Annotated in this window: 24 protein-coding genes; 7 read left to right on the top strand and 17 right to left on the bottom strand. The window is 48.3% G+C overall.

Going from position 1 to position 22,487, the window contains the following annotated elements:
* Positions 1–9: 9 nt before the first annotated feature.
* Complete coding sequence (locus ACKFKH_RS05295) at positions 10–351, bottom strand: hypothetical protein (protein ID WP_446857201.1); 342 nt, start codon at positions 349–351, stop codon at positions 10–12.
* A 140-nt stretch (positions 352–491) separates the two neighbouring features.
* Here ACKFKH_RS05295 and ACKFKH_RS05290 point away from each other — a divergent pair, with 140 nt between their 5' ends.
* Entirely contained in the window at positions 492–938 is a 447-nt protein-coding gene (locus ACKFKH_RS05290) for an SH3 domain-containing protein (protein ID WP_446857200.1), read from the top strand.
* 180 nt (positions 939–1,118) lie between these two features.
* A complete protein-coding gene (locus tag ACKFKH_RS05285; RefSeq protein WP_446857199.1) occupies positions 1,119–2,228 on the top strand; it encodes a peptidoglycan-binding domain-containing protein in 1,110 nt (369 codons plus the stop codon).
* Between the two features lie 8 nt (positions 2,229–2,236).
* Here the strand turns inward: ACKFKH_RS05285 and ACKFKH_RS05280 are convergent, their stop codons facing one another.
* Both ACKFKH_RS05280 and sigC read right to left on the bottom strand, forming a co-directional pair.
* Positions 2,237–2,698: a Fur family transcriptional regulator gene (locus ACKFKH_RS05280; RefSeq protein ID WP_446857198.1), complete on the bottom strand. Its 462-nt coding sequence runs from the start codon at positions 2,696–2,698 to the stop codon at positions 2,237–2,239.
* Positions 2,699–3,049: 351 nt separating this feature from the next.
* Positions 3,050–4,306, bottom strand: coding sequence for an RNA polymerase sigma factor SigC (gene sigC, locus ACKFKH_RS05275; RefSeq protein WP_446857197.1), 1,257 nt, complete (start codon positions 4,304–4,306; stop codon positions 3,050–3,052).
* 981 nt (positions 4,307–5,287) lie between these two features.
* On the opposite strand from sigC, the gene pntA reads away from it, so the two are divergent.
* On the top strand, positions 5,288–6,898 hold the full coding sequence (gene pntA / locus ACKFKH_RS05270) for a Re/Si-specific NAD(P)(+) transhydrogenase subunit alpha (RefSeq protein ID WP_446857196.1): 1,611 nt from the start codon (positions 5,288–5,290) through the stop codon (positions 6,896–6,898).
* 10 nt (positions 6,899–6,908) lie between these two features.
* Complete coding sequence (gene pntB / locus ACKFKH_RS05265; protein ID WP_446857195.1) at positions 6,909–8,303, top strand: Re/Si-specific NAD(P)(+) transhydrogenase subunit beta; 1,395 nt, start codon at positions 6,909–6,911, stop codon at positions 8,301–8,303.
* 353 nt (positions 8,304–8,656) lie between these two features.
* On the opposite strand, the gene ACKFKH_RS05260 is transcribed toward pntB, so the two are convergent.
* Together ACKFKH_RS05260 and ACKFKH_RS05255 are read right to left on the bottom strand one after the other, a co-directional pair.
* The gene (locus ACKFKH_RS05260; protein WP_446857194.1) at positions 8,657–8,887 is read right to left on the bottom strand and encodes a hypothetical protein; all 231 of its coding nucleotides are present in this window, start codon (positions 8,885–8,887) and stop codon (positions 8,657–8,659) included.
* A 492-nt stretch (positions 8,888–9,379) separates the two neighbouring features.
* Positions 9,380–10,936, bottom strand: a complete 1,557-nt coding sequence (locus ACKFKH_RS05255) for a restriction endonuclease (RefSeq protein ID WP_446857193.1) — start codon at positions 10,934–10,936, stop codon at positions 9,380–9,382.
* Positions 10,937–11,177: 241 nt separating this feature from the next.
* On the opposite strand from ACKFKH_RS05255, the gene ACKFKH_RS05250 reads away from it, so the two are divergent.
* Positions 11,178–11,303 (top strand): hypothetical protein, encoded by a 126-nt coding sequence (locus ACKFKH_RS05250; protein WP_446857192.1) that lies wholly within the window; start codon positions 11,178–11,180, stop codon positions 11,301–11,303.
* On the opposite strand, the gene ACKFKH_RS05245 is transcribed toward ACKFKH_RS05250, so the two are convergent.
* Both ACKFKH_RS05245 and ACKFKH_RS05240 read right to left on the bottom strand, forming a co-directional pair.
* A complete protein-coding gene (locus ACKFKH_RS05245) occupies positions 11,258–11,593 on the bottom strand; it encodes a XisI protein (RefSeq protein ID WP_446857191.1) in 336 nt (111 codons plus the stop codon). The genes ACKFKH_RS05250 and ACKFKH_RS05245 overlap by 46 nt on opposite strands.
* Positions 11,581–12,024 (bottom strand): XisH family protein, encoded by a 444-nt coding sequence (locus tag ACKFKH_RS05240; RefSeq protein ID WP_446857190.1) that lies wholly within the window; start codon positions 12,022–12,024, stop codon positions 11,581–11,583. Before ACKFKH_RS05240 ends, ACKFKH_RS05245 begins: the two co-directional genes overlap by 13 nt.
* Positions 12,025–12,195: 171 nt before the next feature.
* Between ACKFKH_RS05240 and ACKFKH_RS05235 the strand changes: the two genes are divergently transcribed.
* Both ACKFKH_RS05235 and ACKFKH_RS05230 read left to right on the top strand, forming a co-directional pair.
* Positions 12,196–12,615: a hypothetical protein gene (locus ACKFKH_RS05235; protein WP_446857189.1), complete on the top strand. Its 420-nt coding sequence runs from the start codon at positions 12,196–12,198 to the stop codon at positions 12,613–12,615.
* On the top strand, positions 12,611–12,793 hold the full coding sequence (locus ACKFKH_RS05230; protein ID WP_446857320.1) for a UPF0175 family protein: 183 nt from the start codon (positions 12,611–12,613) through the stop codon (positions 12,791–12,793). The genes ACKFKH_RS05235 and ACKFKH_RS05230 overlap by 5 nt, the downstream gene beginning before the upstream one ends.
* Before the next feature lie 56 nt (positions 12,794–12,849).
* On the opposite strand, the gene ACKFKH_RS05225 is transcribed toward ACKFKH_RS05230, so the two are convergent.
* The 10 genes from ACKFKH_RS05225 to psaK all read right to left on the bottom strand — a co-directional run bounded on the left by ACKFKH_RS05225 (position 12,850) and on the right by psaK (position 22,349).
* Positions 12,850–13,161: a hypothetical protein gene (locus tag ACKFKH_RS05225; RefSeq protein ID WP_446857188.1), complete on the bottom strand. Its 312-nt coding sequence runs from the start codon at positions 13,159–13,161 to the stop codon at positions 12,850–12,852.
* A 122-nt stretch (positions 13,162–13,283) separates the two neighbouring features.
* Positions 13,284–13,880 carry a DUF6151 family protein gene (locus tag ACKFKH_RS05220; RefSeq protein ID WP_446857187.1) on the bottom strand — a complete coding sequence of 199 codons (597 nt, stop codon included), beginning with the start codon at positions 13,878–13,880 and terminating at the stop codon, positions 13,284–13,286.
* Between the two features lie 181 nt (positions 13,881–14,061).
* Positions 14,062–14,490, bottom strand: a complete 429-nt coding sequence (locus tag ACKFKH_RS05215) for a DUF6223 family protein (RefSeq protein WP_446857186.1) — start codon at positions 14,488–14,490, stop codon at positions 14,062–14,064.
* A gap of 527 nt (positions 14,491–15,017) precedes the next feature.
* On the bottom strand, positions 15,018–15,665 hold the full coding sequence (locus ACKFKH_RS05210) for a DUF3226 domain-containing protein (protein WP_446857185.1): 648 nt from the start codon (positions 15,663–15,665) through the stop codon (positions 15,018–15,020).
* Positions 15,666–15,667: 2 nt separating this feature from the next.
* Entirely contained in the window at positions 15,668–16,810 is a 1,143-nt protein-coding gene (locus tag ACKFKH_RS05205; protein ID WP_446857184.1) for an AAA family ATPase, read from the bottom strand.
* A 158-nt stretch (positions 16,811–16,968) separates the two neighbouring features.
* Positions 16,969–18,612: a chaperonin GroEL gene (gene groL, locus ACKFKH_RS05200; protein WP_446857183.1), complete on the bottom strand. Its 1,644-nt coding sequence runs from the start codon at positions 18,610–18,612 to the stop codon at positions 16,969–16,971.
* A gap of 70 nt (positions 18,613–18,682) precedes the next feature.
* Positions 18,683–18,994, bottom strand: a complete 312-nt coding sequence (gene groES, locus ACKFKH_RS05195) for a co-chaperone GroES (RefSeq protein WP_446857182.1) — start codon at positions 18,992–18,994, stop codon at positions 18,683–18,685.
* A gap of 336 nt (positions 18,995–19,330) precedes the next feature.
* Positions 19,331–20,338, bottom strand: a complete 1,008-nt coding sequence (locus tag ACKFKH_RS05190; protein ID WP_446857181.1) for a CBASS cGAMP-activated phospholipase — start codon at positions 20,336–20,338, stop codon at positions 19,331–19,333.
* 90 nt (positions 20,339–20,428) lie between these two features.
* Complete coding sequence (locus ACKFKH_RS05185; RefSeq protein ID WP_446857180.1) at positions 20,429–21,661, bottom strand: site-2 protease family protein; 1,233 nt, start codon at positions 21,659–21,661, stop codon at positions 20,429–20,431.
* Positions 21,662–22,082: 421 nt separating this feature from the next.
* The gene (gene psaK, locus ACKFKH_RS05180; protein WP_446857179.1) at positions 22,083–22,349 is read right to left on the bottom strand and encodes a photosystem I reaction center subunit PsaK; all 267 of its coding nucleotides are present in this window, start codon (positions 22,347–22,349) and stop codon (positions 22,083–22,085) included.
* Between the last annotated feature and the right edge of the window lie 138 nt (positions 22,350–22,487).

The following is a 22,487-nucleotide window of genomic DNA, read 5'->3' as shown; positions in this document are numbered from 1 at the left end:
ATGGAAACGTTATTTCAGTTCTTTGATCGCTGGGACTCCCATCCAAAGGATTTCCCTTTTGTTGATCGACTCCCGTTTGATCGACCCCAACGGACGAGCCACAGCGGGACGAAGCTTTTGATATAGCTCAGGATGTTTTGCCTCAAGTTGAGCCTCACTGAGATTGGCATCTAGCACTTCACCGCGATCGGTCTTAACTGAATAGAGAAGACCTTTCTGAACCGATGTAATCACCACAATACGATCGCGTAACACTAGACGGCTAATCGTCGGTGACGGCTCAGATCGCAAAGCAGTCGCAGAAAGCAAAACACTTGTGGCAACAAATCCAGCAACCGTTTGATAACGCATCATGACTTCTCCAAAATCTGACATCACCCTAGCGAACTCGATCGCCAATTTCAAGGTGAGAAAAATCTTCAGGGTGGCGTGCCGATCGCAAAATCAATGTTAATATCTTGCTTGCTTCACCGTTTGATGAGGGTGACTTGATGAGTTGGTCAGGTTTAGTCAAAGTTTCTGTGGGATTGCTTTTGGCGATCGCGCTGCTGGCTGGGGGCAGTCTGATGGCGGCTCAATACTTCATTACCAAATTGAGTGCGCCCCCTCCTAAGCCGATCTATCCGAACGACAAGCCTTTAGCCTCGAAACCAGTCGCTAAATCAAAAGCTGTCGAGAAACCGGAAGTCCAGGATGATACGCCCTCTGCCAAACCACTCCCTGCGGGAGCCTTTGCGGGACGGGTGAGCCAGCCGATCGGTCTGATTTTGAGAGATGCGCCAGGTCGCGATTCTTCACAGATTGGTGGCATCGACTTCAACGATAAAGTGTTTGTATTAGAAACCAGCACAGATGGAGATTGGCAAAAAGTCCGGTTGCAAACGGGCGATCGAGAAGGCTGGGTTAAGGCTGGAAACGTTGAGAAATCTGCTCAATAACATTGAATCTTTAGAAAAGGGACTACATTTGTTTTGAAAAGATGAAATTTCTTTCTTAAGGTAGATCTGTTAATGTCTGCCGAGATATAGGCACTCTAGGGATGATCCAGCTAAGATGTTGTCAAAGGAAAAGCACAAGCCTGTCCTCTTAGCCTCATCATTTACGCCTATCAAAAGAATATGGAAACCCTTGGTTATCTGCACCTTGCCTGCGAGAACGAATTGCCCAAAGACTTTCGCTCTCCCGTTCGGCCTTTGAGAATTTTGGATAGTCTAAATTGGCAAAAGCTTCCAAGTGGGGTCTGGGTAAAGCTTTTGAGCATTGCAGTTAGCCTGACGATTTTGAGTCTCGCAAGTGCGGCAATGGCTCTACTGCAAGAGGGCGATCGAGGTTCCGAAGTCGGCAATTTGCAAAACCAATTGACAAACAAGGGCTGTTATTCAGGCTTGGTAGATGAGGTTTTTGGCCCTCAGACCAGAGAAGCGGTCATCACCTGCCAGCGCAGATTAGGCCTAGTGCCAGATGGGATTGTCGGCCCTGCCACCCTTTCCGCTTTAGCCAGCAGCCCAGTGATTGGCGGCTCCAGTCAAACCCTCAACCCGACGAATAACCTGAGCGGCATTCTCAGACTCGGCAGCAGAGGATCGGCTGTTTCTGATTTGCAGAATCGCTTGAGCGCAGCAGGCTATTACACAGGGACGATCGATGGCGTTTTTGGCCCCCAGACCGAATCCGCAGTAATCCGACTCCAGCGCGACTGGGGATTGACCGCAGATGGAGTAGTCGGATCTCAGGTCTATCAAGCATTGAACAACAGTGCCCCAATCGAACCGACGACTCCCCGTCCACCCATTGCCAACAGTCGCGAATTGACGATCGGCAGTAGCGGTTCAGATGTAGAAGATCTGCAACGCCGACTGAGCGCACGGGGCTACTTTGAGGCTTCTCCAACGGGATACTATGGCTCAATCACTAGAGATGCCGTTCTGCGGTTTCAAGCGGCTCAACGACTCCCACAAACGGGCATTGCAGATGCTAGAACGCTGAATCAGTTGGGCATTGGGACGATCGGCTCTATTGATCGAGTCAATCGCTATCATGTTGTGATTCCAAAGCAGGGCGCGGTTACACTCTCGCAGGTCAGACAATTTTTCCCCGCAGCCGTCGAAAGAACATCGAAGCTGGGTGACTATGTGGAAGCGGGCCGCTACCCCAATGTTGAACGAGCCGATCGCCAATCCAATTCGCTCCGAGCGCGAGGCTTAGATGCCAGAGTTGCCTATCGTTAGCCGACAGATTAGACGGGAAGCAGCGATCGCTGACAGGTCGGGCAAACTGCATGAATTGTCAGTTGACAGTCCAGCAGATGATAGCCCTCCTTCTGAGCGGCTTTGGTGCCGATTTTGAGGATAGGGTCACTTTTAAACTCGATCGTTTTACTGCACCGAACGCAGATCAAATGATGATGATGGTGAGGATATGGTTGGTTTAGCTCATAGTGCTTGTGACCTTCGGCTAATTCTAACTCTCGCAAAATCCCCATCCGCGCCATAAGCTTGAGCGTGCGGTAAATGGTAGAAAGACTGATGCCTTCTCCGTCAGCTTTGAGAACCTCGTAGAGATCTTCGGCGCTAAGGTGGTTTCCTTCTTCAAGATTTTGAAAAACCTGTAGGATGGTTTCGCGCTGTGGAGTCAGTCGCCACCCCTTTTCATTGAGTTCAGCTTTGAGTGATGCAGATGTATAAACAGGAGCGTTCATATTCTCAACAGAGCCTCCTTTCTTGAGAATATAGCATACAGAATCACAGGTTGATTATCAAGAAAATCTTCTTAATGAGAATAATCGTCAACTGCTGAAGCGCTTCTAACGCTGTAAAGACGGGAGATCTAGCTTGAAAGAGCTTACGATCGCTTCTCAAAACTCAGGTACTTGATAATTAGGTGCAATCCGAATTGCTGAAGCGACTCATCACGCAAACCTAGCGATTAAATTTCTTTTCAAATGCTAATTCGAGCAAGCCAGCGTTTCTACAAATACTAGACAAAAAATAGAGACGCGATCGCCACGTCCCTACCATTAACTCTTAGAGATTGAACCCTTGAAACTCGACTAGCTGAGAGACTCCAGGTAGTCACGCACCCGATTACGGCGTTTGGGCTGACGAAGTTTTTGTAAGGCCTTAGCTTCGATTTGGCGCACCCGCTCACGAGAGAGGTCTAAGGCTCGACCGATTTCTGCCAGCGAGTAGGGATGTCCGTCACTCCCCAAACCAAAGCGCATTTGAATCACGTCTCGTTCGCGATCGGTCAGATCCGCCAGCAGTTGTAGCAAATCACGACGCAGCGACTCACGCATCAAGGTTTCTTCGGGCGACACTTCTTCGGTTTCGAGCAAATCGCCTAGCTCGGTATCTTTCTCTTTGCCGACTTTGGTTTCAAGAGAAACCGATCGCGGCACTCGGATCAAGACTTCTCGCACCTGGGCTGGTTCCATCTCCAACTCAGTGGCGATGTCCTCAATGCTGGCGGTGCGTCCTTTTTCTTGCGAGATTTTGCGCTGCGCCTTCTTGATTTTGTTCAGCTTTTCGGTGATGTGGACGGGGAGGCGGATGGTTCGGCTTTGAGTGGCGATCGCCCGCGTGATGCCCTGACGAATCCACCAGTACGCATAAGTGCTAAAGCGGTATCCCTTAGTGGGATCAAACTTCTCAACCGCTCGCTCTAAGCCCAACGTGCCTTCTTGAATCAGATCCAGGAGTTCCAGCCCTCGGTTTTGGTATTTCTTGGCAACTGACACGACCAGGCGCAAATTGGCCTTGATCATGTGCTCTTTTGCAGACAGTCCTTGATTTTGAATGTCTTCTAACTCTTCGACGGGGAGGTCAACCAGCTTGGCCCAATGCTGCTTACCTTCTGCCAGGATTGGCTTAAGATCAGGAACCGTCACCTCGGCTGCCGCCGCCCAACGCTCTAGAGAGGGACGATGCCCTAGACTCGACGCGAGACGATCGCGCGCCTCAATCAAGGACACATAGCGCTGAATTGGGACAATACCCTTGGTTGCCGCTTCGTTGCGCTCCTCTAGCAGCCGCATGTAGCGTTGCACTCTCTGCGCTTCTGAAACTTCTTCATCTCGCCCCAGCAACCGAACGCGACCAATTTCTTGCAGGTATAGTCGCACCAGGTCAGTCGTCCGTCGAGTTGGAGTGCGAACTCTGTCCGCGTACTCAATTTCCAAATCGATCAGGTCAGGTTCTGTATCGCGATCGGCGAAACCTGCTTCAAAGCCCTGAGCATAGGACGGGGGACGAAACTCATTGGGGGAGGTTTCGTAGTCTGCATCAGCGTAGAAGGAAGTTGCTGGCATCATGTTCGTTTCGGGTGCTCTAGGTGAAATGGGCAGTCGGTTGCTTTAGCTGCTTTGTCGTAGTGTTCCCGCCATCCGGGGCTAAGGAACACAAGTCGGGGTTCCGCAAGCTTCTACCACATCCGACTCAAGTGAATCTGGGGACTATCTTCTTGAAAATCTTCAGGGACACTCTATCTATCTACAGGCTGTGAATCGTGAATTCGGAATCAAAGAGAAGTAGTTTTGCTTTTTAAAACCGATTTCTTGCCTTGCCTGGGGAAGTGGAAAGGGCGATCGCGAGCGGGTTAGTTCGATCAGTGAATTAACCTACATCACTTCTACGGCAATTTCCCGATGTCTTTCTCCCTGACCTTGCATCTTCATGCAGGCTTTTAATGAAGCTGAGATTTGGTTATGAAGCGATGAAGTGATACGTGAGGACTGTAGCCACCATTCAGGGAATCTACGGAGTTAGTTTAAAGACAGAAAAATATATCTTAATCCAGTTGACAAAAGGCTAGGAGTTTAGGCCTATATTGCTCGATTTTTTTAGAACTCTAAAGAATAAACAAGCTGTCTGTGTGCAACCAAAAAACTTTGTAAATATCTAATTTGTGAATATCTATGTATTTAAGTTGAAATATTTTCAAAGTAGGCGCAGATTTATGACCAATTGTTCCAAAAGTTTCGTACTGTTTGAAGCTCTATTACGACTCTAGTTTCTATTTCTTACGAAACCGAATTTTAAGCCAGGTTAACGATAAGAATTGATTCTAGAGAACTCACTCAGGATGCTGAATGTGTCTATGATTTCTCTAGATTCTGTAAACTTGCCCTCGCGTCTCGGCAGCATTGGAGCGTCTGAAAGAACGGATTTCGTCCCTTAGTCTCGTTCATCGTAAAGAACAAGAACGTGGTTTCTATCGGTTAAGAGAAACGGTTGAAAGCAACGATCGCAGACAGCTTGGCAGATTCCCTGGTTCATTTAAGGAGAGGTTCATGACGATCGCCATCGAAAAAGAAGCTGAATCTGATCATCAGTCAATATCTGAAACAAAACTCCATAAAAAAATCGGCATTCCAAAAGAAATTTTTGTGGGTGAATGTCGGGTTGCAGCGACTCCAGACACCGCCAAAATTCTGCAAAAGTATGGCTTTGAAGTGTTGGTCGAATCGGGCGCTGGAGACTGTGCAAATTTTCCTGATGAGGCTTACAAACAAGCAGATTGTCGGATTATTTCTGACCCTGAGACGCTGTGGAATGAGTCAGATTTGGTGCTGAAGGTGCGCGCACCCGGACACCACCCGATTTTGAACAAGCATGAAACCGAATTGCTGCGCGAAGGCGGAACGTTAATTAGCTTCATTTGGGCAGCACAAAACCCAGATTTGTTGCAAAGGCTGGCGGATCGGAAGGCAACGGCGATCGCAATGGATGCCGTTCCTCGGATCAGTCGGGCCCAAAAGTTGGATGCCTTGAGTTCGATGGCCAACATTGCGGGATATCGAGCGGTCGTCGAGGCGGCAAATCAGTTTGGGCGATTTTTTACAGGGCAGATTACGGCAGCCGGGAAAGTGCCTCCTGCGAAGGTGATGGTGATTGGGGCAGGGGTGGCTGGGTTGGCAGCGATCGGGACGGCACGAGGATTGGGGGCGATCGTGCGGGCGTTTGATACTCGTCCTGTCGTGAAAGAACAGGTTGAAAGTTTGGGTGCTGAGTTTCTCGAACTGGATTTTGAGGAAGACGGCAACGGAGCGGGCGGCTATGCCAAGGTGATGAGTCCAGAATTCATCAAAGCTGAGATGGATTTATTTGCCGCTCAAGCTCAAGAAGTAGACATCATTATTACGACGGCGTTGATTCCAGGGAGACCTGCGCCAAAATTGATCACGACTGCGATGGTAGAGAGCATGAAGGAAGGCTCGGTGATCGTAGATATGGCAGCCGAGCAGGGTGGAAACTGTGAAGTCACCAAGCCGGGAGAAATTTATCGCTACAACGGGGTGACGATCGTTGGCTTGACCGATCTGCCGAGTCGCATGGCCAACCAAGCCAGTCAGCTTTACGGCAAAAATTTGTGTCACCTGCTCGACGACATGGGCAGAAATGACGATTATCGAGTGGATCTCAATGATGAAGTGGTGCGTGGTGCGTTAGTCGTTCATGAAGGCGAAATCACCTATCCCCCGCCAAAGCCACCTGCGCCTGTAGAAACCGCGAAACCTGCTCCTAAAGAAGTGTCTGCCGTTCAGCCGGCCCAGCCTAAGAAAAAGAATACCTGGATTTGGCCAGTTCTGATCGGGGCTGTTTTGGTCGGAATTGGCATCAGTGCGCCGCCCTCGTTTCTATCCCACTTCACAGTGTTTGTGCTGGCTTGCTTTATTGGCTGGCAGGTGATCTGGAATGTGAAACCCGCGCTGCATACGCCTTTGATGAGTGTGACCAATGCAATCAGCGGCATCATTATTATCGGTGGAATGCTGCAAATTTCTGGCCCACTGACTTCTGCAACGACGATTTTGGGGGCGATCGCCATTCTGATCGGCAGCATCAACATCGCAGGCGGATTTTTGGTGACTCAACGAATGCTCAAAATGTTCCAAAAATAGAGAGAAACCCATGTCAGAAAGCATTTCAACGGTCGCTTATATTGCGGCGAGTGCGTTATTTATTCTCAGTCTGGGCGGACTCTCAAACCAAGAAAGCTCTCAGAAGGGCAATCTGTTTGGAATTTTGGGAATGCTGGTTGCCTTTATTGCGACGGCCCTGAGAAGTGATGTGTCAGGATACGGGGTGTTGGCGGGAGCGATCGTTCCTGGAGCCATCATTGGCGCAATTTTGGCGGGGCGAGTGGCCATGACCGAAATGCCTGAGCTGGTGGCCATGCTGCACAGCTTTGTCGGAATGGCAGCCGTCCTGGTTGGGATTGGCAATTACCTGAGTCCCCAATCGCTCACAGGCGTAGAAGCGACCATTCACGAGATCGAAATCTTCATCGGAGTATTCATCGGAGCGATTACTTTCACCGGGTCGATCGTCGCCTTTGGCAAACTGCGCGGCATTCTCAGCAGCAAACCTCTGATGCTTCCGGCACGTCACTTTTTGAATTTGGCGATGTTGGGCGCTTGTGGCTGGCTAGGATTCCAATTCATGAACGGGGCGGGATTGCAGCCGTTGTTAGTGATGACCGCGATCGCTTGTCTCCTGGGAATTCATCTCGTCATGGGCATCGGGGGTGCAGATATGCCCGTGGTGATTTCGATGCTCAACAGCTATTCGGGTTGGGCGGCGGCGGCAGCAGGCTTCATGCTCTCAAATGATTTGCTGATCATCACAGGAGCGTTGGTCGGCAGCAGTGGCGCGATTCTCAGCTACATCATGTGTAAGGCGATGAATCGATCGTTTATCAGCGTCATTCTCGGTGGGTTTGGGGCGACGGGATCGAGTGCGGCAAAAAGCAGTGAACCTGTGGGTGAAGCCAAATCGATTACCACTGAAGGCGCGGTGGAACTACTGGAAAACGCTAAAAGTGTGATCATCGTCCCCGGTTACGGAATGGCCGTCGCTCAGGCTCAACACCCGATCGCTGAGATCACCAAAGAGTTGCGCGATCAAGGCATCAAGGTGCGGTTTGGGATTCACCCCGTAGCGGGTCGTCTGCCGGGACACATGAACGTCTTGCTGGCTGAGGCGAATGTGCCCTATGACATCGTGTTAGAAATGGATGAAATTAACGAAGATTTTCCTGAAACCGATGTGGTGTTGGTGATTGGGGCAAACGATACAGTGAATCCGAGCGCGATGGAAGATCCGGGAAGCCCGATCGCCGGAATGCCCGTTTTAGAAGTTTGGAAGGCCAAAACTGTGATTGTGATGAAACGCAGTCTGGCCAGCGGTTATGCAGGCGTAGAGAACCCACTGTTCTACAAAGAGAACGCTCACATGCTGTTTGGCGACGCGCGCAAAAATGCGGATGCGATCGTGGGCAAGTTGAGTGCTGCGATCGCTCGTTAAGTGTTGCATCGGGCAACCGTGAAGGCTCAAATCTGGGCTTTTGCGTCTCTAAAAGGTCAAACGTCATGGTTATTTCGCCCATTTGAGATGAAAGTCTTGGAGGGGCGATTTTTTTAGGGATGAAGGATGAGGGATGAGGGATGAAAGGAAGATTAGAACTTGGCGTTGCTGATTGGAGAGAAATCGGTGAAGGTTGCCAATCCTCTCGCCCCCTAAATCCCCCATTTTGGGGGACTTTGAAACGTTTGGTTCTAAGCATTGCAAGGCTATGAGGCGATTCATCCCGTGATTCAGCGATACCAGATTTTCGCTATTGGCACTGATGAATCAATAAAAATTTCATCCCTCATCCCTCATCCCTCATCCCTCCTATGTCGATCGCGCCTCAAAATGCTCATCACTTCTCCCGGTCTGGGCGCGGGTAACAGCGGACTCCAATCATTCACTTCGGCAAAACTGAGACTGTACAACGTGTGAATCGTTTCGGTGACACCTGCTGGAAAGCCAATGATCAAAATTCTCACCTTTTCATAACTAGTCGGCGGCTCGTCGTCAGACAGAAAATCACGCAGATTGTCAGACATTTGGGGCTTCTCCTAAATTTTGGGCCTAAATCTTGAAACGAAAGAAGGCCCAAAAACCTAGCCATCCCACAAGCAGGACAAAGCAGGATGACTAGGAGGAATGCTATGATTCTCCATTAGCCTCCACGCTGGGTCTCAGTCAGCTTGGGGGTCAGCCGTTCATTGCTGCGGCCAACAGCTTTGAGCGGCGACGACTAGAGTTTTTGGGTATCCGATTGCCGAACACTTCACGCAAGGCAACTTAATCAGTGAGCGTACAAGAATTTCTCTGTAAAAGTCAAGTAATTTTTGCAGTGAGTTTAGGGTGCTTGCGTCAAAATTTGAGGGCGGCTTCTGATGTATCACCCAATCCTCCAAAAAGTTATCCATTCAAATAAGATGGCTTACGTGAGTTGGAACCTGGAAAAGCTTAAACACGTCAAAATGGCTAAACATCTGAGCTAAGGCGTAGCCTGAAGCCGTTTGAGCGTTTTAAGTTGTAAAACAAATGGTTTATGACAGAGAGAGTAATTTGTTAACTACTAGCAAAGGATCAAAACCGAGCCACGCATTCTCCTTCAATGCCAAAGTACGTTCCGTCAAAAGATACTCAACGAGCTTTACACTAATCTGATTTCCAGATATGTGCACTGCTTGAAGCTCGTTATTAAAGGCTTCCAAATCTTGCTGCGTTTTAAGTGAAATACCGCACACCATTGCCAAACCTGGTATGACAGCCCATCTCTTTATTACTTCAAGCTCATCTGCAAGCTTCTTATCATTTTCACTAATCTTTTGAGGAGGCATTATGCCAGTGAAGTATCTAAAAGACTCAAGAGCATAGCTAAACAGTTCAATAGGTAGTGTTGCAATTGCATTCGCTAGTGAAACAATTGGAAGTAGATCTTTATGTTGATCTGCTGCTATCCATCGCTCACCACTAATAGTCTTATATATCATTTTGGGTGGCTCTGGAAGGATAATTCCTTGCGTGCGAGCTACAAAGGCTAACCCCAATAAAGTGTCATACATAAGTCTGGTTATTTCTTTTGCCTCTAATTTCATGCCTACAGCATAAAGATCCAAGCATGTAGCATTCCAGATGGTATTGACAGCACCAAAAGATCCATATGGAATCTGAGAGTAATTTGAGAGTTGAGAAAACTGGGAATCACCTATGAGCGAATACAACCTCGCACGTTCATTTGCTCGTCTTAGTAATCCATAATCAGTTCTTGCGAATAGTTTTAGAACTTTGATAGCTGAATTAGTAATATTTGCAGACTGCAATGTGGCGCTGACTGGTTGAATCACTAGCTTGCTAGCACTTTTCTCACCAGATACATAACCTGTCAGTCCTTTTTCTCTGACTTCATGAGCTAAACGAAGAAGAGACATAAAAGCTTCTATGGCAATATCGAAATCTCCTTCTTCTTCGACAGCTAAATGGGCTAGTTTTGATAGAACAATGCCATTAGGATGACCAGAATTACTCCTTAGAGCCAATAGATCTTTCTCAAAAGCCTCTCGTATTTTTCTTAAGAGAAGTGACGTTTGGTTGTTGAATTGATTTACTGAAATGAACTCAGTAGATTCTGCAAGCCCCAAGAACTCTTTACCCCATACAGAACCAAAGTGAGCATTAATCAGACTATAAGAAGTTTCCTGAGGGAAATTCCTTATTTTTTGAGAAATATCCTGTACGTCCCACACATCCCAAGTTGGAGTATTACTTACGACATCTCGCACTCTAGCAGTTGCTTCACAACTTAGTAACAAGATATATCGATCAGCATGATATGTGGCTTTTTGAATAGCTTTTCTAGCTTTACTCTCTATATACTTTTCATATTGCTTGCACTGAAATGCCCACTTCTGTCCATTTTCTAAATCAGCAAGTATATCAATTCCTTTTTGAGGGTCTCCTTGCGTTCCATAGCGATGACAGTTTTTTGTTTCAGGAAGTTTAGATATGAAATCAAGGCAGAACGACTCGAACCGATCCCATGAGAAGTTAGGATCATTCAGGGGTAGCTTATCTGGGCGTGGTGAGACAGGGGGCAAAACCATAATTGCAAAGCACAAACAGCTTTAACAGAGGGTAGCATAGGAAAAATTTGCTGAAATGAAAGTCTAGAGGTGACCTACACGGTTCACGCAGTATAGTAATTCTGTTGGAGCGAACTGTCAAAGTTGGTCGGTGTTGTAGTAGAGGTGATCGACGGCTGCTCAATAGATCCATTAGCTCGTCAGACTCGAAAGCCCAATTTAAGCTTTAGATGCGTTTGCCCCATGCAGTGAGTTCGGGGCGATGACTTCATCAAACTTGTTTCTGAGTCAGGTAAAATTTCAGGCGTTCGATCGAGCCTCCCTCTATTTGAAGTGGCTGGTCTATGCGATCGCAAACTCGGTCAACGATCGCTTACTCGGTGGTTGAAAGCCCAAAACAATATTGCTTTTTGGTACTCCGGCTTCTAACAAATCATCCACAACACATAAATCCGTTATATCTTCCTCAACCCAAATCTTGTCATTCTTGATGCGAAGATATATTGTAATGTGACGAATTCTCTTGTCGTCTTGCCATCCCCAGCGAAACCAAAGATATTGATCATGTTCTTCATCAAAAGCGAGAAGATTTTCTACATCAGGTTTAGATGATGTCATCTGATGATAGGTAGTTAAGATCTTCTTGATAATGCTGCGATAGTGTTCTAGTTTATCCATTGTGAAATCTCCTCTCTCTGAATATCAACTACAAGTAAAAGAAGCTTGTTTTCTCTAGTCACGGCTTGCACAGATTTACGCTGAAAAAAGTCGTTGTGAGTAGCTTTATCAATGGCTAAATAAAGTGTGTATTCAGGCTCAGTGAGTTGAATTAAATTACGGTAGACGATGTATTGACCTAGCGCTGCATGAAAATCGTACATGGGCGATCGACCCACAAAACTCTTGATTTCAACCACAACTTTTTGTGAATCTCTCTGTGCGGCGATTACCCCTTCAGGGCACTGCGAAGCAATCGGTCTTTCTGCTGCTAAGTCGGCATACAATTCAGCATCTTCATATTTGATCAAATAAGGGTCGGCTGTAATTGTCCACCCATCTTTAATTAATGCATTTTTGACTGCATCGTGGTAAAGATCTCTTGCAGGCATGTCAATACGATTGAAGATTCTTTGATTTTAACGTAAACTCAGTAGAGTTTTTTCGCCTTGGTATTGAGCGCTGTAGGTCTTTCCTATTTGCCTCAAGTGTGAGTGAGCTGTTTAATGAGTTAGAGTGTTGAACGATCGCCTATTTCCATCAAAAACAGGAATTTTGAGGTTATGAATTCACCCCTGACAAATTTAAGTGATGCGATCGCGACAAACCTGCAAAACTCGATCGGTCTCTCTATTCAAAACTGGCTCGAAGCTCATCCAATTACTGCCTGGATGGTTGCTCATCCCCTCTGGGTCTTGGGACTCGTTGTATTGGCATTTTTTCTATTTTGGGGACTGCTGAATCTAATTGCTCGTCTTACCGAACGACTCTGGCTAATTGTCCTTCAGGCACCCATCAAACTAATCTACTGGCTGGGCACACTGATATTGAAACCTTTCTCAATACGATCGTTGAAAGGCAGAAAACAAACTTCTAAAGAACAGCTCAAAGATGCGATCGAGCAACTAGAAGAACTTAAAAGCGAACAAGAGAAAGTGCTGAAGAAAATTAAATCACTGTTAGCTTCTCAACCACAAAATTGAGCGCGATCGTTCCTTGGAGATTGTACTTATGCTTTTTCGTCAAGACAAAATCAGTTTGGGAAAAGCTAGCAAATTGATGGGAATGCATCGAATGCAGTTTCAAAAACTCCTGGACGATCGAAGCGTCTGTGTCCACCATGATGTAGGCGAGTCCCAAGAAGATCTCAAGACCAAGTGAGGCACGAGCGAAGAAGTACAGGTTGTGAGATTCGGGTACAGCGCTCTGTTCCGCTGCTAGTTACGTTCGAGTACTCGACCTGTTCCTACGATGTGTGGCCCTTCCTGAATGTTGAATTTAGTGTCTTTGACAAGGGCAGAGTAATCAACCCTTGGATAATACATCAATTGGAAAAGTATTTTTGCGGTTCTACCTGGGTAAACAACTCCATAACCGTCAGAATCTTCAATCTCGAAAACACGAACACCGAGGTAAGTAGAATCAGGTGGCACGACAAGATGCGGTGCATAACCAATCAGAAACTCACAGTGCCTCCCGCCATCGGCTTCTGCTCTCATATGAACCTGAGCAATGATGTGTGACTTCATATTCTGAAAGTATGACACACGCTACCCATCCGCACATGGCAGTAACGTTCCGCTTCACCCGCCGCTAGTAAACTCTCGGACTCAACAAAGAAACCCTATACGGTCGGTGTGCAAGCGGATTGTTATACGGCATCCATTACGACCTTCAACTCCTGATCGCTGAGCACTTTCGGGGTAACTATAGGGGCACCAGACTCTAGAACAAAGAATGGTGTACGTTTATAGCTACCATCAAGACGAGCTTTAAGCACCATGCCAATGATGCGCAAGGTGCTAGATAGAAGTCCTGTTGATTTTGGCTTATCTTTCCCGATGGCATATTTGGTACTTACGTGCATACGCACAGAGCCGAACGCTCTATCTAACGAACTTTGGTCTGAACTCAAGCAGTTATGAATTAAACCAACGAATGATGTACTGAGGTTTGGAGGAGTATTTCCGATCGGAGTATTACAACAAACAGCATACCATCGCAGCAAGCCATTCGCAGTAAGACGCATACATGTCAGGTTTTCAATGCCTTCGTCAAATGCGATATTTGCGGGGATGGTCTGAATAATGCTAGTACCACCCCTTTCATCAAGTATTTCATTCTCTCGTTTTAGAAAACGGGCGAAGGCTTGGCAATCAGCACAGTAACACACGCATCTATTTACATAGTCATTGCGGTGGAGAGTGCCCTTGAGTTTGCCACAATTGCAACGAATCGAGTGGGCCATAGTTTTTGTTCCTCTTCTTAAAGAACTCGCCATCGTGTGCAGTATAACGCGCCGTCCGCTGCAACTTGTTAGGCGGCAGTGTCGATCCACGAGCGAGCCGCCGCGGGCGGCTCCTGCCCCTTCGCCCGTCGGAACACGCCCAGGAACCACAACACGGGCACTGACCCGGCACCATGGCGTGTCAGCCGGTGCGGCGGGATCGGGCCAGAGCCAGCCCTCCGACGGCCGTGGCGATCAGGCCCAGCACCACGGCCACGATAGCCCCGGCTAGCCCGCCTCCGGTACCGAATCCGCCGGGAGAGGTAGCCACAACTAGCCCACCGACGGCCATGCTGATCAGCCCCGCGGCGAGGGCGACGATGACTCCGAGTCGCCCGGAGGCGGTGCCGAAACGACCGGCGGGACGAACCAGAGCCAGCACACCGATGACCACGCCGACCAGCCCCAGCACGGCGGCCGAGCTGGCCACGAGTCGGCCGGGGGTCATGCCGTAAGAACTGGCGGTGGCCGGATTTGGTTGATCGGGCTGAGCATGAGCGGACGCAATCGTCAGAATGAAGCTTGCCGCCGCGATGACCGTTGAGGTGATACCGATATGCTTCTTCTTCATGTTGCTCCTTTATGGTGGTTATTGAGTAGATGTGAATGCCGCCTAACGGCAAAGGTCAGCGGCTATCGATCAACCCGAAACGGAGACGAGAAGGACAAATCAGTCCGCTGCACCGACGGGTTGGGGAGCTTCTTCGCCTTGAACGAGAAATGCTTCGCGCAACAGAACGAAGCAGACTGGCGATAACGCCATCAACGCGGCAAATAAAACGCAGCAAATAAAACGCGGAACTGTCGAACCGACAAACAGAACCAGAGAACCGAGATACTTTGCGCCCCTCGCGAGAGGCTGCCCAACTTATGTTTAGACTGACTTGATCTATCTAACTTCATTAATGTAGGTGATTGGGCTGAAAATTGTCTGTTATAAATCTCTAGATTGGGAATTAGGGTAGAGCTTTTATCTAGAAGGCGCTAAAAAAGACGATCGCCCTCTTTCACAAGAACGATCGCCCTTTTTGACCCTTTGAATTTTAATTCAAGCGATCGTGAATAGTCAGGGCTGCAATCGTTCCTTCAACCAAAATGCTACAAACCGTACAACGTTCTAAACCATTCTACAAAAGCCTGTGTACCCGAATTTTTGGAGTTCAAAATGCGTTGCATAATTGCTTGGTGGAGTTGTCTTCCAGGCGGATCTTGCCACGCTAACCACGAGTAGATGTTTGCCTTATCACACTGAGTTTCTGTATAGGGCGCTCCTCGTTTTTTGGCTTCCGTAGCGGCTTCTTGAGCATATTGCCAAAGCGTTTCTCGATCGTCTGGAATCATGAAAGCCAGAAAAGTTTCTAACATTCCGCTGATTCTATTGTTTGGCATAATCCAGATTCCGAAATTCACGCCATTTGAAGCTCGATGAATTAAACCTGCTTCTGGCAATTCTTCTGGAAGATCAGAAATACTGGGAAGACAAGCGTTTCTTAAAGCTTGCCAGCGTCGAGCAGCATCCTCATCAGCATCTACAATAATTCCTAGAGCAACCAGATCAGAGGAATCTAATTGGGTAGATATTTCAATTGGATCAATCAATTGGGTATATCCATCATATGCCTCAATGTAAACCGTAGGGTTTTCACGAGTTCCCCAATGAATTCCATTTTGTTCAATTAGTTCAGGAATGACACGCTTATCTTGATCTCCTTCGACCAAGAGTTTGTTTCTATGCAATCTTGCCATTCCTAGCGCACCTCAATCTCCCGATTTGCAGCAACCACAATTTTACGCTCATCAAATACAACAGAGGTTGATTTTTCTCGTTCAATTCTGTGAATTGTAATACCCTGCTCACTGGCATCTTCAGATTTTGCAATGTCAGCTAGACTTGTCCAGCAGTCACTACTATGGGTTGTCGCAAACACTTGAACATCAAGCCGTTTAGCCGTTTCCCAAATGAGCTTCCACATATCAGACATAACGGTAAAATGTAACCCCGTGTCGATCTCATCCACCAATAAAACGCCTCCTTTTGCAGAGACAACCGACAGCGCAAGCCCTAACATTCGCCACATTCCATCACCCATGCTACCGATCGGTACACGCTGATCAGATCCCGAAAGTTTTACAAGAAAACCAGCCCGCGAATTTAATCTGGAGTATGTGTTTTTTCTAGAACTTATCGGTGCAATTCGTTCGATTTTAGGCTCAATGTTATTAAGGGCTTTATTGATAATCTCTTCCTCTGGCTTCAAAACAACGTGATCCTCAAACATCTCAATCATTTCATCGGCTGGAAGTGAGAAAGGAGTTACAAATCGAGTGTTGATTGGTGGACTACCACTGTCTTTGGAGGATCGCCGAATATTGTCTGTAGGCAGACCCAAATCGGTGGAAAGTGGAAACCATCGATTCTTAATTGCAATTTCCTCATTCTCTCGCTCACTTAACCATTGAACAACAAGTTCAATTTGTTCGTCATTTATAATTTCTGAATCATCATCGACGCGCTCAATAAACTTTTCAACTAAGCGTTTCTGAAACGCCATACTAAGCTTTTCGTTATTGCCATTTTGCAACCCTGAGATAAAGAATGTGCTGTCTAGATCAATTTTGCGGTCATAAAAAAGATGACAAATATCAAGAACACGAGTAGTTGTCAGTCGATCGCCCAAGTTGCGTCCCTCATTTTGTGAAAATTCACCCCGACCGATCATGACGTTCATCAGAGACCCAAGACTCGTTCTCGAACAAAGCAGTTGAATTGCTTCTAGAATTGATGTCTTCCCACTATTGTTTGTGCCAACCAACAAATTAACCCTGCCAAGTTGTTGAAGCTCAAAAGAGCGAAATCCTCGAAAGTTTTCTATTTTTAGTGACTTCAACATAATCAGCAGATTGTAAAAGAGGGTATTTGGTTTCAGGATAAACGATCGCACCCACCCACAACAAAAAACGACCACAAAAAAGAGCGATCGCCCTCTTTCACAAGAACGATCGCCCCTTTTCAATTCAATTTAGAATTCAAGGCAAACAGAGGTGTCGATTAGTAGTCGAAGTCACCACCGCCGCCCATGCCAGCGCCAGCACCTGCGCCACCGCCATCCTTGGGTTCAGGTTTGTCAACGACAATACACTCGGTTGTGAGAACCATGCCCGCGATCGAAGCCGCATTTTGCAACGCAGAACGAGTCACTTTTGCCGGGTCAACAATCCCCGCTTCAAACATGTCCACATACTCATTGGTCGCTGCATTAAAGCCCACGTTGAATTCCTTCTCGCGCACTTTCTCAGCAATCACCGCACCGTTTTGACCTGCGTTTTCAGCAATCCGCTTGAGAGGAGCCGAGAGAGAACGAGCCACAATCAGCGCGCCTGTGAGTTCTTCGTCCTTGAGGCTGGTGTTAGCCCAGGTTTCGAGTTCGGGAGAGAGGTGAGCCAATGTGGTGCCACCACCCGGAACGATGCCTTCTTCGACGGCTGCTTTGGTCGCGTTGATCGCATCTTCGAGACGCAGTTTGCGATCCTTCATTTCGGTTTCGGTTGCTGCGCCCACTTTGATCACGGCAACGCCACCCGCGAGTTTCGCCAGACGCTCTTGCAGCTTTTCTTTGTCATAGGAGGAATCGGTTTCTTCCATCTGGCGACGAATCTGCTCGACGCGAGACTTGACTTGCACTTCGTTCCCTTCCGCAACGATCGTGGTCGAATCTTTGGTAATCGTGATCCGACGCGCTTTGCCCAGGCTTTCTAACTTAGCGGTGTCGAGCTTCAGACCTGCGTCTTCGGTGATCAGTTGTCCACCTGTGAGAACGGCAATGTCTTCGAGCATCGCTTTACGGCGATCACCAAACCCAGGAGCCTTAACCGCAGCCACGTTCAACACGCCACGCAGACGGTTCACAACCAAAGTAGCCAGTGCTTCTTTCTCAATGTCTTCTGCAATGATCACCAAAGGACGACCGGAACGGGCCACTTGCTCCAGAATGGGCACGAGATCTTGCACCAGGTTGATCTTTTTGTCGGTGATCAGGATGTAAGGCTCTTCGAGAATGGCTTCCATCCGTTCGGTGTCGGTCGCAAAGTAAGGCGAGATATAGCCTTTGTCAAAGCGCATCCCTTCGGTGACTTCGAGTTCGGTGGTCATCGACTTGCCTTCTTCAAGGGAGATCACACCCTCTTTGCCGACTTTATCCATCGCGTTGGCGATCATCTGACCAACTTCATCATCGTTTCCGGCAGAGATAGCGCCGACTTGAGCGATCGACTTCGAGTCTTCGACCGGACGAGCGTGTTCAGCAATTCGCTCAACCAGGAAGCCGATTCCTTTGTCGATGCCGCGTTTGAGGGCGATCGCATTGGCACCTGCTGCCACGTTGCGAAGGCCTTCTTTGACCATTGCGTGAGCCAAAACCGTTGCAGTGGTGGTGCCGTCGCCTGCTGCGTCGTTGGTTTTAGAAGCGGCTTGACGAATCAGCGCAACGCCAGTGTTTTCAACGTGGTCTTCGAGTTCGATTTCTTTGGCGATCGTCACACCGTCATTGACGATTTGGGGTGCGCCAAACTTCTTTTCCAAGACGACGTTGCGGCCTTTGGGGCCAAGCGTGACGGCGACGGCTTCGGCCAGAATGTCCATACCGCGTTCGAGGGCACGACGGGCGTTTTCGTTGTAGATAATGCGTTTAGCCATGATTCAGTTACTCGTGAGTGGGTGGGATTGGGGAGTAGTCAGCGTTTTGAGGCGATAAACCAGCCGAAAGCTAGTCAACGACTGCCAAAATGTCTTTTTCGGACAACAAGACGTACTCTTCGGTGCCGAGTTTGATATCGGTTCCGGCGTACTTTGAGTAGAGAACTTTGTCACCGAGTTTGACTTCTGGCTCTTGACGAGACCCATCATCGCTGCGCTTGCCGGGGCCCACAGCAACAATCTCGCCGACTTGGGGCTTTTCTTTTGCGTTGTCGGGTAACAAAATGCCACCTGCGGTCTTTTCTTCTGCGGCACTGACCTTAACGAAGACGCGATCGCCCAAAGGTTTGACAGTGGACACGCTCAGAGATACGGCTGCCATAGAAATTCTCCAAACTATCTAAATGAGGAACAAGTTAAGGGATGAGGGAGGGCTTTGCCCCGCTTTCGCAAGGAGGGATGAGGGATGAATAATATCAAGTGAGCTACGAATTTTGCTTGATTCGCTTGTGGTTAGCTCTGCACTGCCATTCAGCTACGAGCGACGAATCTACTTCATCCCTCATCCCTCATCTTTCCTCCCTGTTTCCAAGTCTACATGACTTTGAGCGTTGAGTTAGCACTCTCGACTCCTGAGTGCTAATTTACCGAAGGTTGACCCGCAAAGCAACTTTTTCCCTTGTACGGGTTCCCGAACGGGCAGACTAACGAGGATCTTCTAGGGATTGAGGGAAACGATCAGCTTATCTAAGAGTGCGTCGCCCTCTCGATCGAGATAGTCTTGAGCCACACCGATCAGGGCATTGAGGTTGGTGGTGTCAGCGCGATCAATGTCGTCGTAGGCCTTATCGAGGGGAGTTTGAAATCGGAAATAGTTATTGTCTGGCAAGATCTGACGAGCAATATAGTCAACCGCGTCTGCTGACCCATCAAACAGCACATCGATCAGCGGAATTGCCCACTCTAGAGCGCCCCACTCCTGCGATTCTCGGATCGTAATTGGACGGCTGCTTTGACCTGTGCCAAAGGAGGCCACCACAAAATTTTCTAGCGGAATTCTTTGATCACCTGATCGCGCATCATTAATTCTCACGCCTTCTGCGATCGCACAGGCAGTTGGGTTGTTAGCCACTACGCCGCCGTCAACTAAAGGCACCGATCGCCCGTCAATCTGAGTGATGTGAGCCGGAAAGTACACGGGTGCAGATGAGGAGGCTTTGCAAATCTCCCAAACTGGAAAGGAATTATATTTTCGGTACGTGTCTGCTAAAACCTGTGAGCCAGCATTGGGAATCGTTTTGAACACGAGCGCTTCACGGCTGGCGAGATTGTAGCTTGTCACCAAAGTCGGCACTCGTAAATCGCCAAATCGAGCATCGCCAAAAACGCTTCTCAAAACCAGTTCTAGCCCTTTGCTCTCATAGCGAGGAGCATCTAAACCCTGGTCAAAAGTACGACCAAACCGACTCCACAAGCGAGACGCTGGATTTGGAAAAATCTCCTGGGCCCGATCGCGGTAAATCTTAACGATCGTCTCAGTTTTCATCCCCATTGATAAGGCACAGGCAATCAGCGATCCGGTTGAGGTGCCTGCAATTAAATCAAAAAGCTGTCCGATCGGCCTTCCCAGTTTTTGCTCTAAACGGTTAAGCCAGACAGCAGTGATCAACCCTCGGACACCCCCTCCACTCAGAGAAAGAATCCGATAAACCTGAGAATTGGGCATGACTAGAACCTCCTGGAAAGCCAATCGCCCGACCATTATAGGAACTCTTAGGAATTAGGGGTTAGAGGGGTTGAGACTTTCTTGAGCGCTTTATTTCTTTAACTCAGCCGCTTGAGCGATCGCCCCTAGCTGCAATCCGGGTGGGTAACTGCCTTCTTCTTTGATCTGCTTGATCGCTGCATCAGAAATGGGTAGATTCATTTTTTGAGCCAGGGATCGCACGATGTCACCTCGATCGATGACTCCCGACACCGCACCCGCAGGTGACAAAACGGTAATTCGAGTAATCTCACTCGTTTCCATTAAGCGGATTACCTCAATCAACGAGGTTGCTTCCTGAACGGTCGGCACTTCGTTTAAGGGCTGCACAATACTGAGTAACGTCTGAGTTTCCCATTGGCTACGCTCGACGGTTTGCAGGGCATCGACAGCGATCAGTCCTCGATATCGTCCGTCAGACGCGGCAAAGTAGACCGGAGCGCGACTTGTTTCCAACAGGTAGTCATCTGCAAATTGTCTCAGCTTTAAGTTGGCATCTACGACTCGAAATTCTCGTGTCATCGCCTCTTGCGCTTTGATTTTGAGCAGGGCTTCTTGAACGTGCGTCAACCGATCGTAGGAACTAGCATTCTGAATAATAAACCAGCCAATGAGAATCAGCCACAGTCCACCTAGAGAAGGTAAGCCGAGGGCAGCGCTGAGTCCTGCGACTTCGATCGCGCCCAGAGTAATTGCCAACCCGCCTAACGTTTTGCCTGCTTTTGCGGCCCATTGAGTGCCTTTTGTCTGACTGCCCGTTAGCTTCCAAATCGCTGCTTTGAGAACTTGACCCCCATCTAAAGGCAAGCCAGGAAGCATGTTGAAGATTAGTAGAACGAGATTGACACCTGCCAGTTGATTGGCTAAAACCCGCAGCGGACTATCCAGTTGAGGCAGTTGAGAAACCAGCAAGCTCAGAAGTAAGAAGAGAGCTAAACTGACCGCCGGGCCAGCAATTGCCACCTGAAACGCTTTACCAGGAGTCTTGGGTTCTTGTTCGATCGTGGCAACCCCGCCAAAAAAGAATAACGTAATTGACTTAACTTGAATTCCTTGAGACTTTGCGACCAGACTGTGACCCAACTCATGCAGCAACACAGAAGCAAAAAATAGCAGTGCCATACTGATTCCGGTTGCCCAGGCGATCGTAGACTGCCAACCAGGATATTCAGACTGCCAGGACAGTGCGTATCCGGTCGAGAACAAGATCAGCACAAAAAACCAGGATGTATCGATTAAAAGCGGAATGCCGAAAAGAGTGCCGACCCGCTTGCCAGTCTGCATGACCTGTCCTCTGCCTCGTCTGTAGGGTATCTACCTCCAGCATAAATGACGAGAGGAAGGGATGAGGGAGGAAGGAGGAGGGATGAGGGGCGGTAAACACTACAGCAGTTCTATCTGGCACATCAATTCAGGAGTTTTATCTTGATCAAGCGGTCGGAAATCCAGCCACAACCTATTTGTAAGCGCGCGAGGTTTGAACTTACCTTTGCTCAGGAAATCTAGAGAGATTTCGCAGGGTCTGCTACCCACGATCGCACTTTTCAAACATCCTCTAATTGCCGCACAAATCATTGCTGCACAAAATGAATAGCACCTTGAATGGCTACATCCCTCCTCGCGAAGCGGAACGAAGTTCTCCCTCCTTGCGCAGCGGATTACCCCCAAAGGGGGAACAGATCATCGAAGTTCTCCCTCATCCCTTCTAAAGAACGCCCGCGTTGCTCAAGCCGAGAATGACACCTGCTCCCAAAACGTGTCCAAAGCTCATAGTGGCGAGAAGTTCGGGGAGTCCAAAGCCTTCAAATAGGGCAGGCTCTTTGAGGGGTAATTTGGGGCCAACTCCGCGATTTTGGATCGCATAGCGCCCGATCGCCACCGCAAACAAACAGCAAAGACTCATGGTAATGCCGACGGCGGGAGACCACTCGATCGTACGGGCGGTTGCAACGGCGAATAAAGCAGTATTCATTAAAGGTTCTCTCCTGATTGATAAACTGGGACGAACACAGAGGATTATAGGGGTTCGACTTTTGCGTTTTGAGTTTTAAGTTGATCCGGATTCAAAACTTAAATACTCTGAAACATTTAGAAATACTTAACGAGCGAT

The organism is Phormidesmis sp. 146-20 (assembly GCF_052939475.1).
This window is presented reverse-complemented; position numbering and strand designations above follow the sequence as displayed.

What these genes read in the sequence shown, in the direction of transcription:
- ACKFKH_RS05295 (WP_446857201.1), bottom strand. Translation starts at nt 351, where the DNA reads ATGCGTTATCAAACGGTTGCTGGATTTGTTGCCACAAGTGTTTTGCTT.
- ACKFKH_RS05290 (WP_446857200.1), top strand. Translation starts at nt 492, where the DNA reads ATGAGTTGGTCAGGTTTAGTCAAAGTTTCTGTGGGATTGCTTTTGGCG.
- ACKFKH_RS05285 (WP_446857199.1), top strand. Translation starts at nt 1,119, where the DNA reads ATGGAAACCCTTGGTTATCTGCACCTTGCCTGCGAGAACGAATTGCCC.
- ACKFKH_RS05280 (WP_446857198.1), bottom strand. Translation starts at nt 2,698, where the DNA reads ATGAACGCTCCTGTTTATACATCTGCATCACTCAAAGCTGAACTCAAT.
- sigC (WP_446857197.1), bottom strand. Translation starts at nt 4,306, where the DNA reads ATGCCAGCAACTTCCTTCTACGCTGATGCAGACTACGAAACCTCCCCC.
- pntA (WP_446857196.1), top strand. Translation starts at nt 5,288, where the DNA reads ATGACGATCGCCATCGAAAAAGAAGCTGAATCTGATCATCAGTCAATA.
- pntB (WP_446857195.1), top strand. Translation starts at nt 6,909, where the DNA reads ATGTCAGAAAGCATTTCAACGGTCGCTTATATTGCGGCGAGTGCGTTA.
- ACKFKH_RS05260 (WP_446857194.1), bottom strand. Translation starts at nt 8,887, where the DNA reads ATGTCTGACAATCTGCGTGATTTTCTGTCTGACGACGAGCCGCCGACT.
- ACKFKH_RS05255 (WP_446857193.1), bottom strand. Translation starts at nt 10,936, where the DNA reads ATGGTTTTGCCCCCTGTCTCACCACGCCCAGATAAGCTACCCCTGAAT.
- ACKFKH_RS05250 (WP_446857192.1), top strand. Translation starts at nt 11,178, where the DNA reads ATGACTTCATCAAACTTGTTTCTGAGTCAGGTAAAATTTCAGGCGTTC.
- ACKFKH_RS05245 (WP_446857191.1), bottom strand. Translation starts at nt 11,593, where the DNA reads ATGGATAAACTAGAACACTATCGCAGCATTATCAAGAAGATCTTAACT.
- ACKFKH_RS05240 (WP_446857190.1), bottom strand. Translation starts at nt 12,024, where the DNA reads ATGCCTGCAAGAGATCTTTACCACGATGCAGTCAAAAATGCATTAATT.
- ACKFKH_RS05235 (WP_446857189.1), top strand. Translation starts at nt 12,196, where the DNA reads ATGAATTCACCCCTGACAAATTTAAGTGATGCGATCGCGACAAACCTG.
- ACKFKH_RS05225 (WP_446857188.1), bottom strand. Translation starts at nt 13,161, where the DNA reads ATGAAGTCACACATCATTGCTCAGGTTCATATGAGAGCAGAAGCCGAT.
- ACKFKH_RS05220 (WP_446857187.1), bottom strand. Translation starts at nt 13,880, where the DNA reads ATGGCCCACTCGATTCGTTGCAATTGTGGCAAACTCAAGGGCACTCTC.
- ACKFKH_RS05215 (WP_446857186.1), bottom strand. Translation starts at nt 14,490, where the DNA reads ATGAAGAAGAAGCATATCGGTATCACCTCAACGGTCATCGCGGCGGCA.
- ACKFKH_RS05210 (WP_446857185.1), bottom strand. Translation starts at nt 15,665, where the DNA reads ATGGCAAGATTGCATAGAAACAAACTCTTGGTCGAAGGAGATCAAGAT.
- ACKFKH_RS05205 (WP_446857184.1), bottom strand. Translation starts at nt 16,810, where the DNA reads ATGTTGAAGTCACTAAAAATAGAAAACTTTCGAGGATTTCGCTCTTTT.
- groL (WP_446857183.1), bottom strand. Translation starts at nt 18,612, where the DNA reads ATGGCTAAACGCATTATCTACAACGAAAACGCCCGTCGTGCCCTCGAA.
- groES (WP_446857182.1), bottom strand. Translation starts at nt 18,994, where the DNA reads ATGGCAGCCGTATCTCTGAGCGTGTCCACTGTCAAACCTTTGGGCGAT.
- ACKFKH_RS05190 (WP_446857181.1), bottom strand. Translation starts at nt 20,338, where the DNA reads ATGCCCAATTCTCAGGTTTATCGGATTCTTTCTCTGAGTGGAGGGGGT.
- ACKFKH_RS05185 (WP_446857180.1), bottom strand. Translation starts at nt 21,661, where the DNA reads ATGCAGACTGGCAAGCGGGTCGGCACTCTTTTCGGCATTCCGCTTTTA.
- psaK (WP_446857179.1), bottom strand. Translation starts at nt 22,349, where the DNA reads ATGAATACTGCTTTATTCGCCGTTGCAACCGCCCGTACGATCGAGTGG.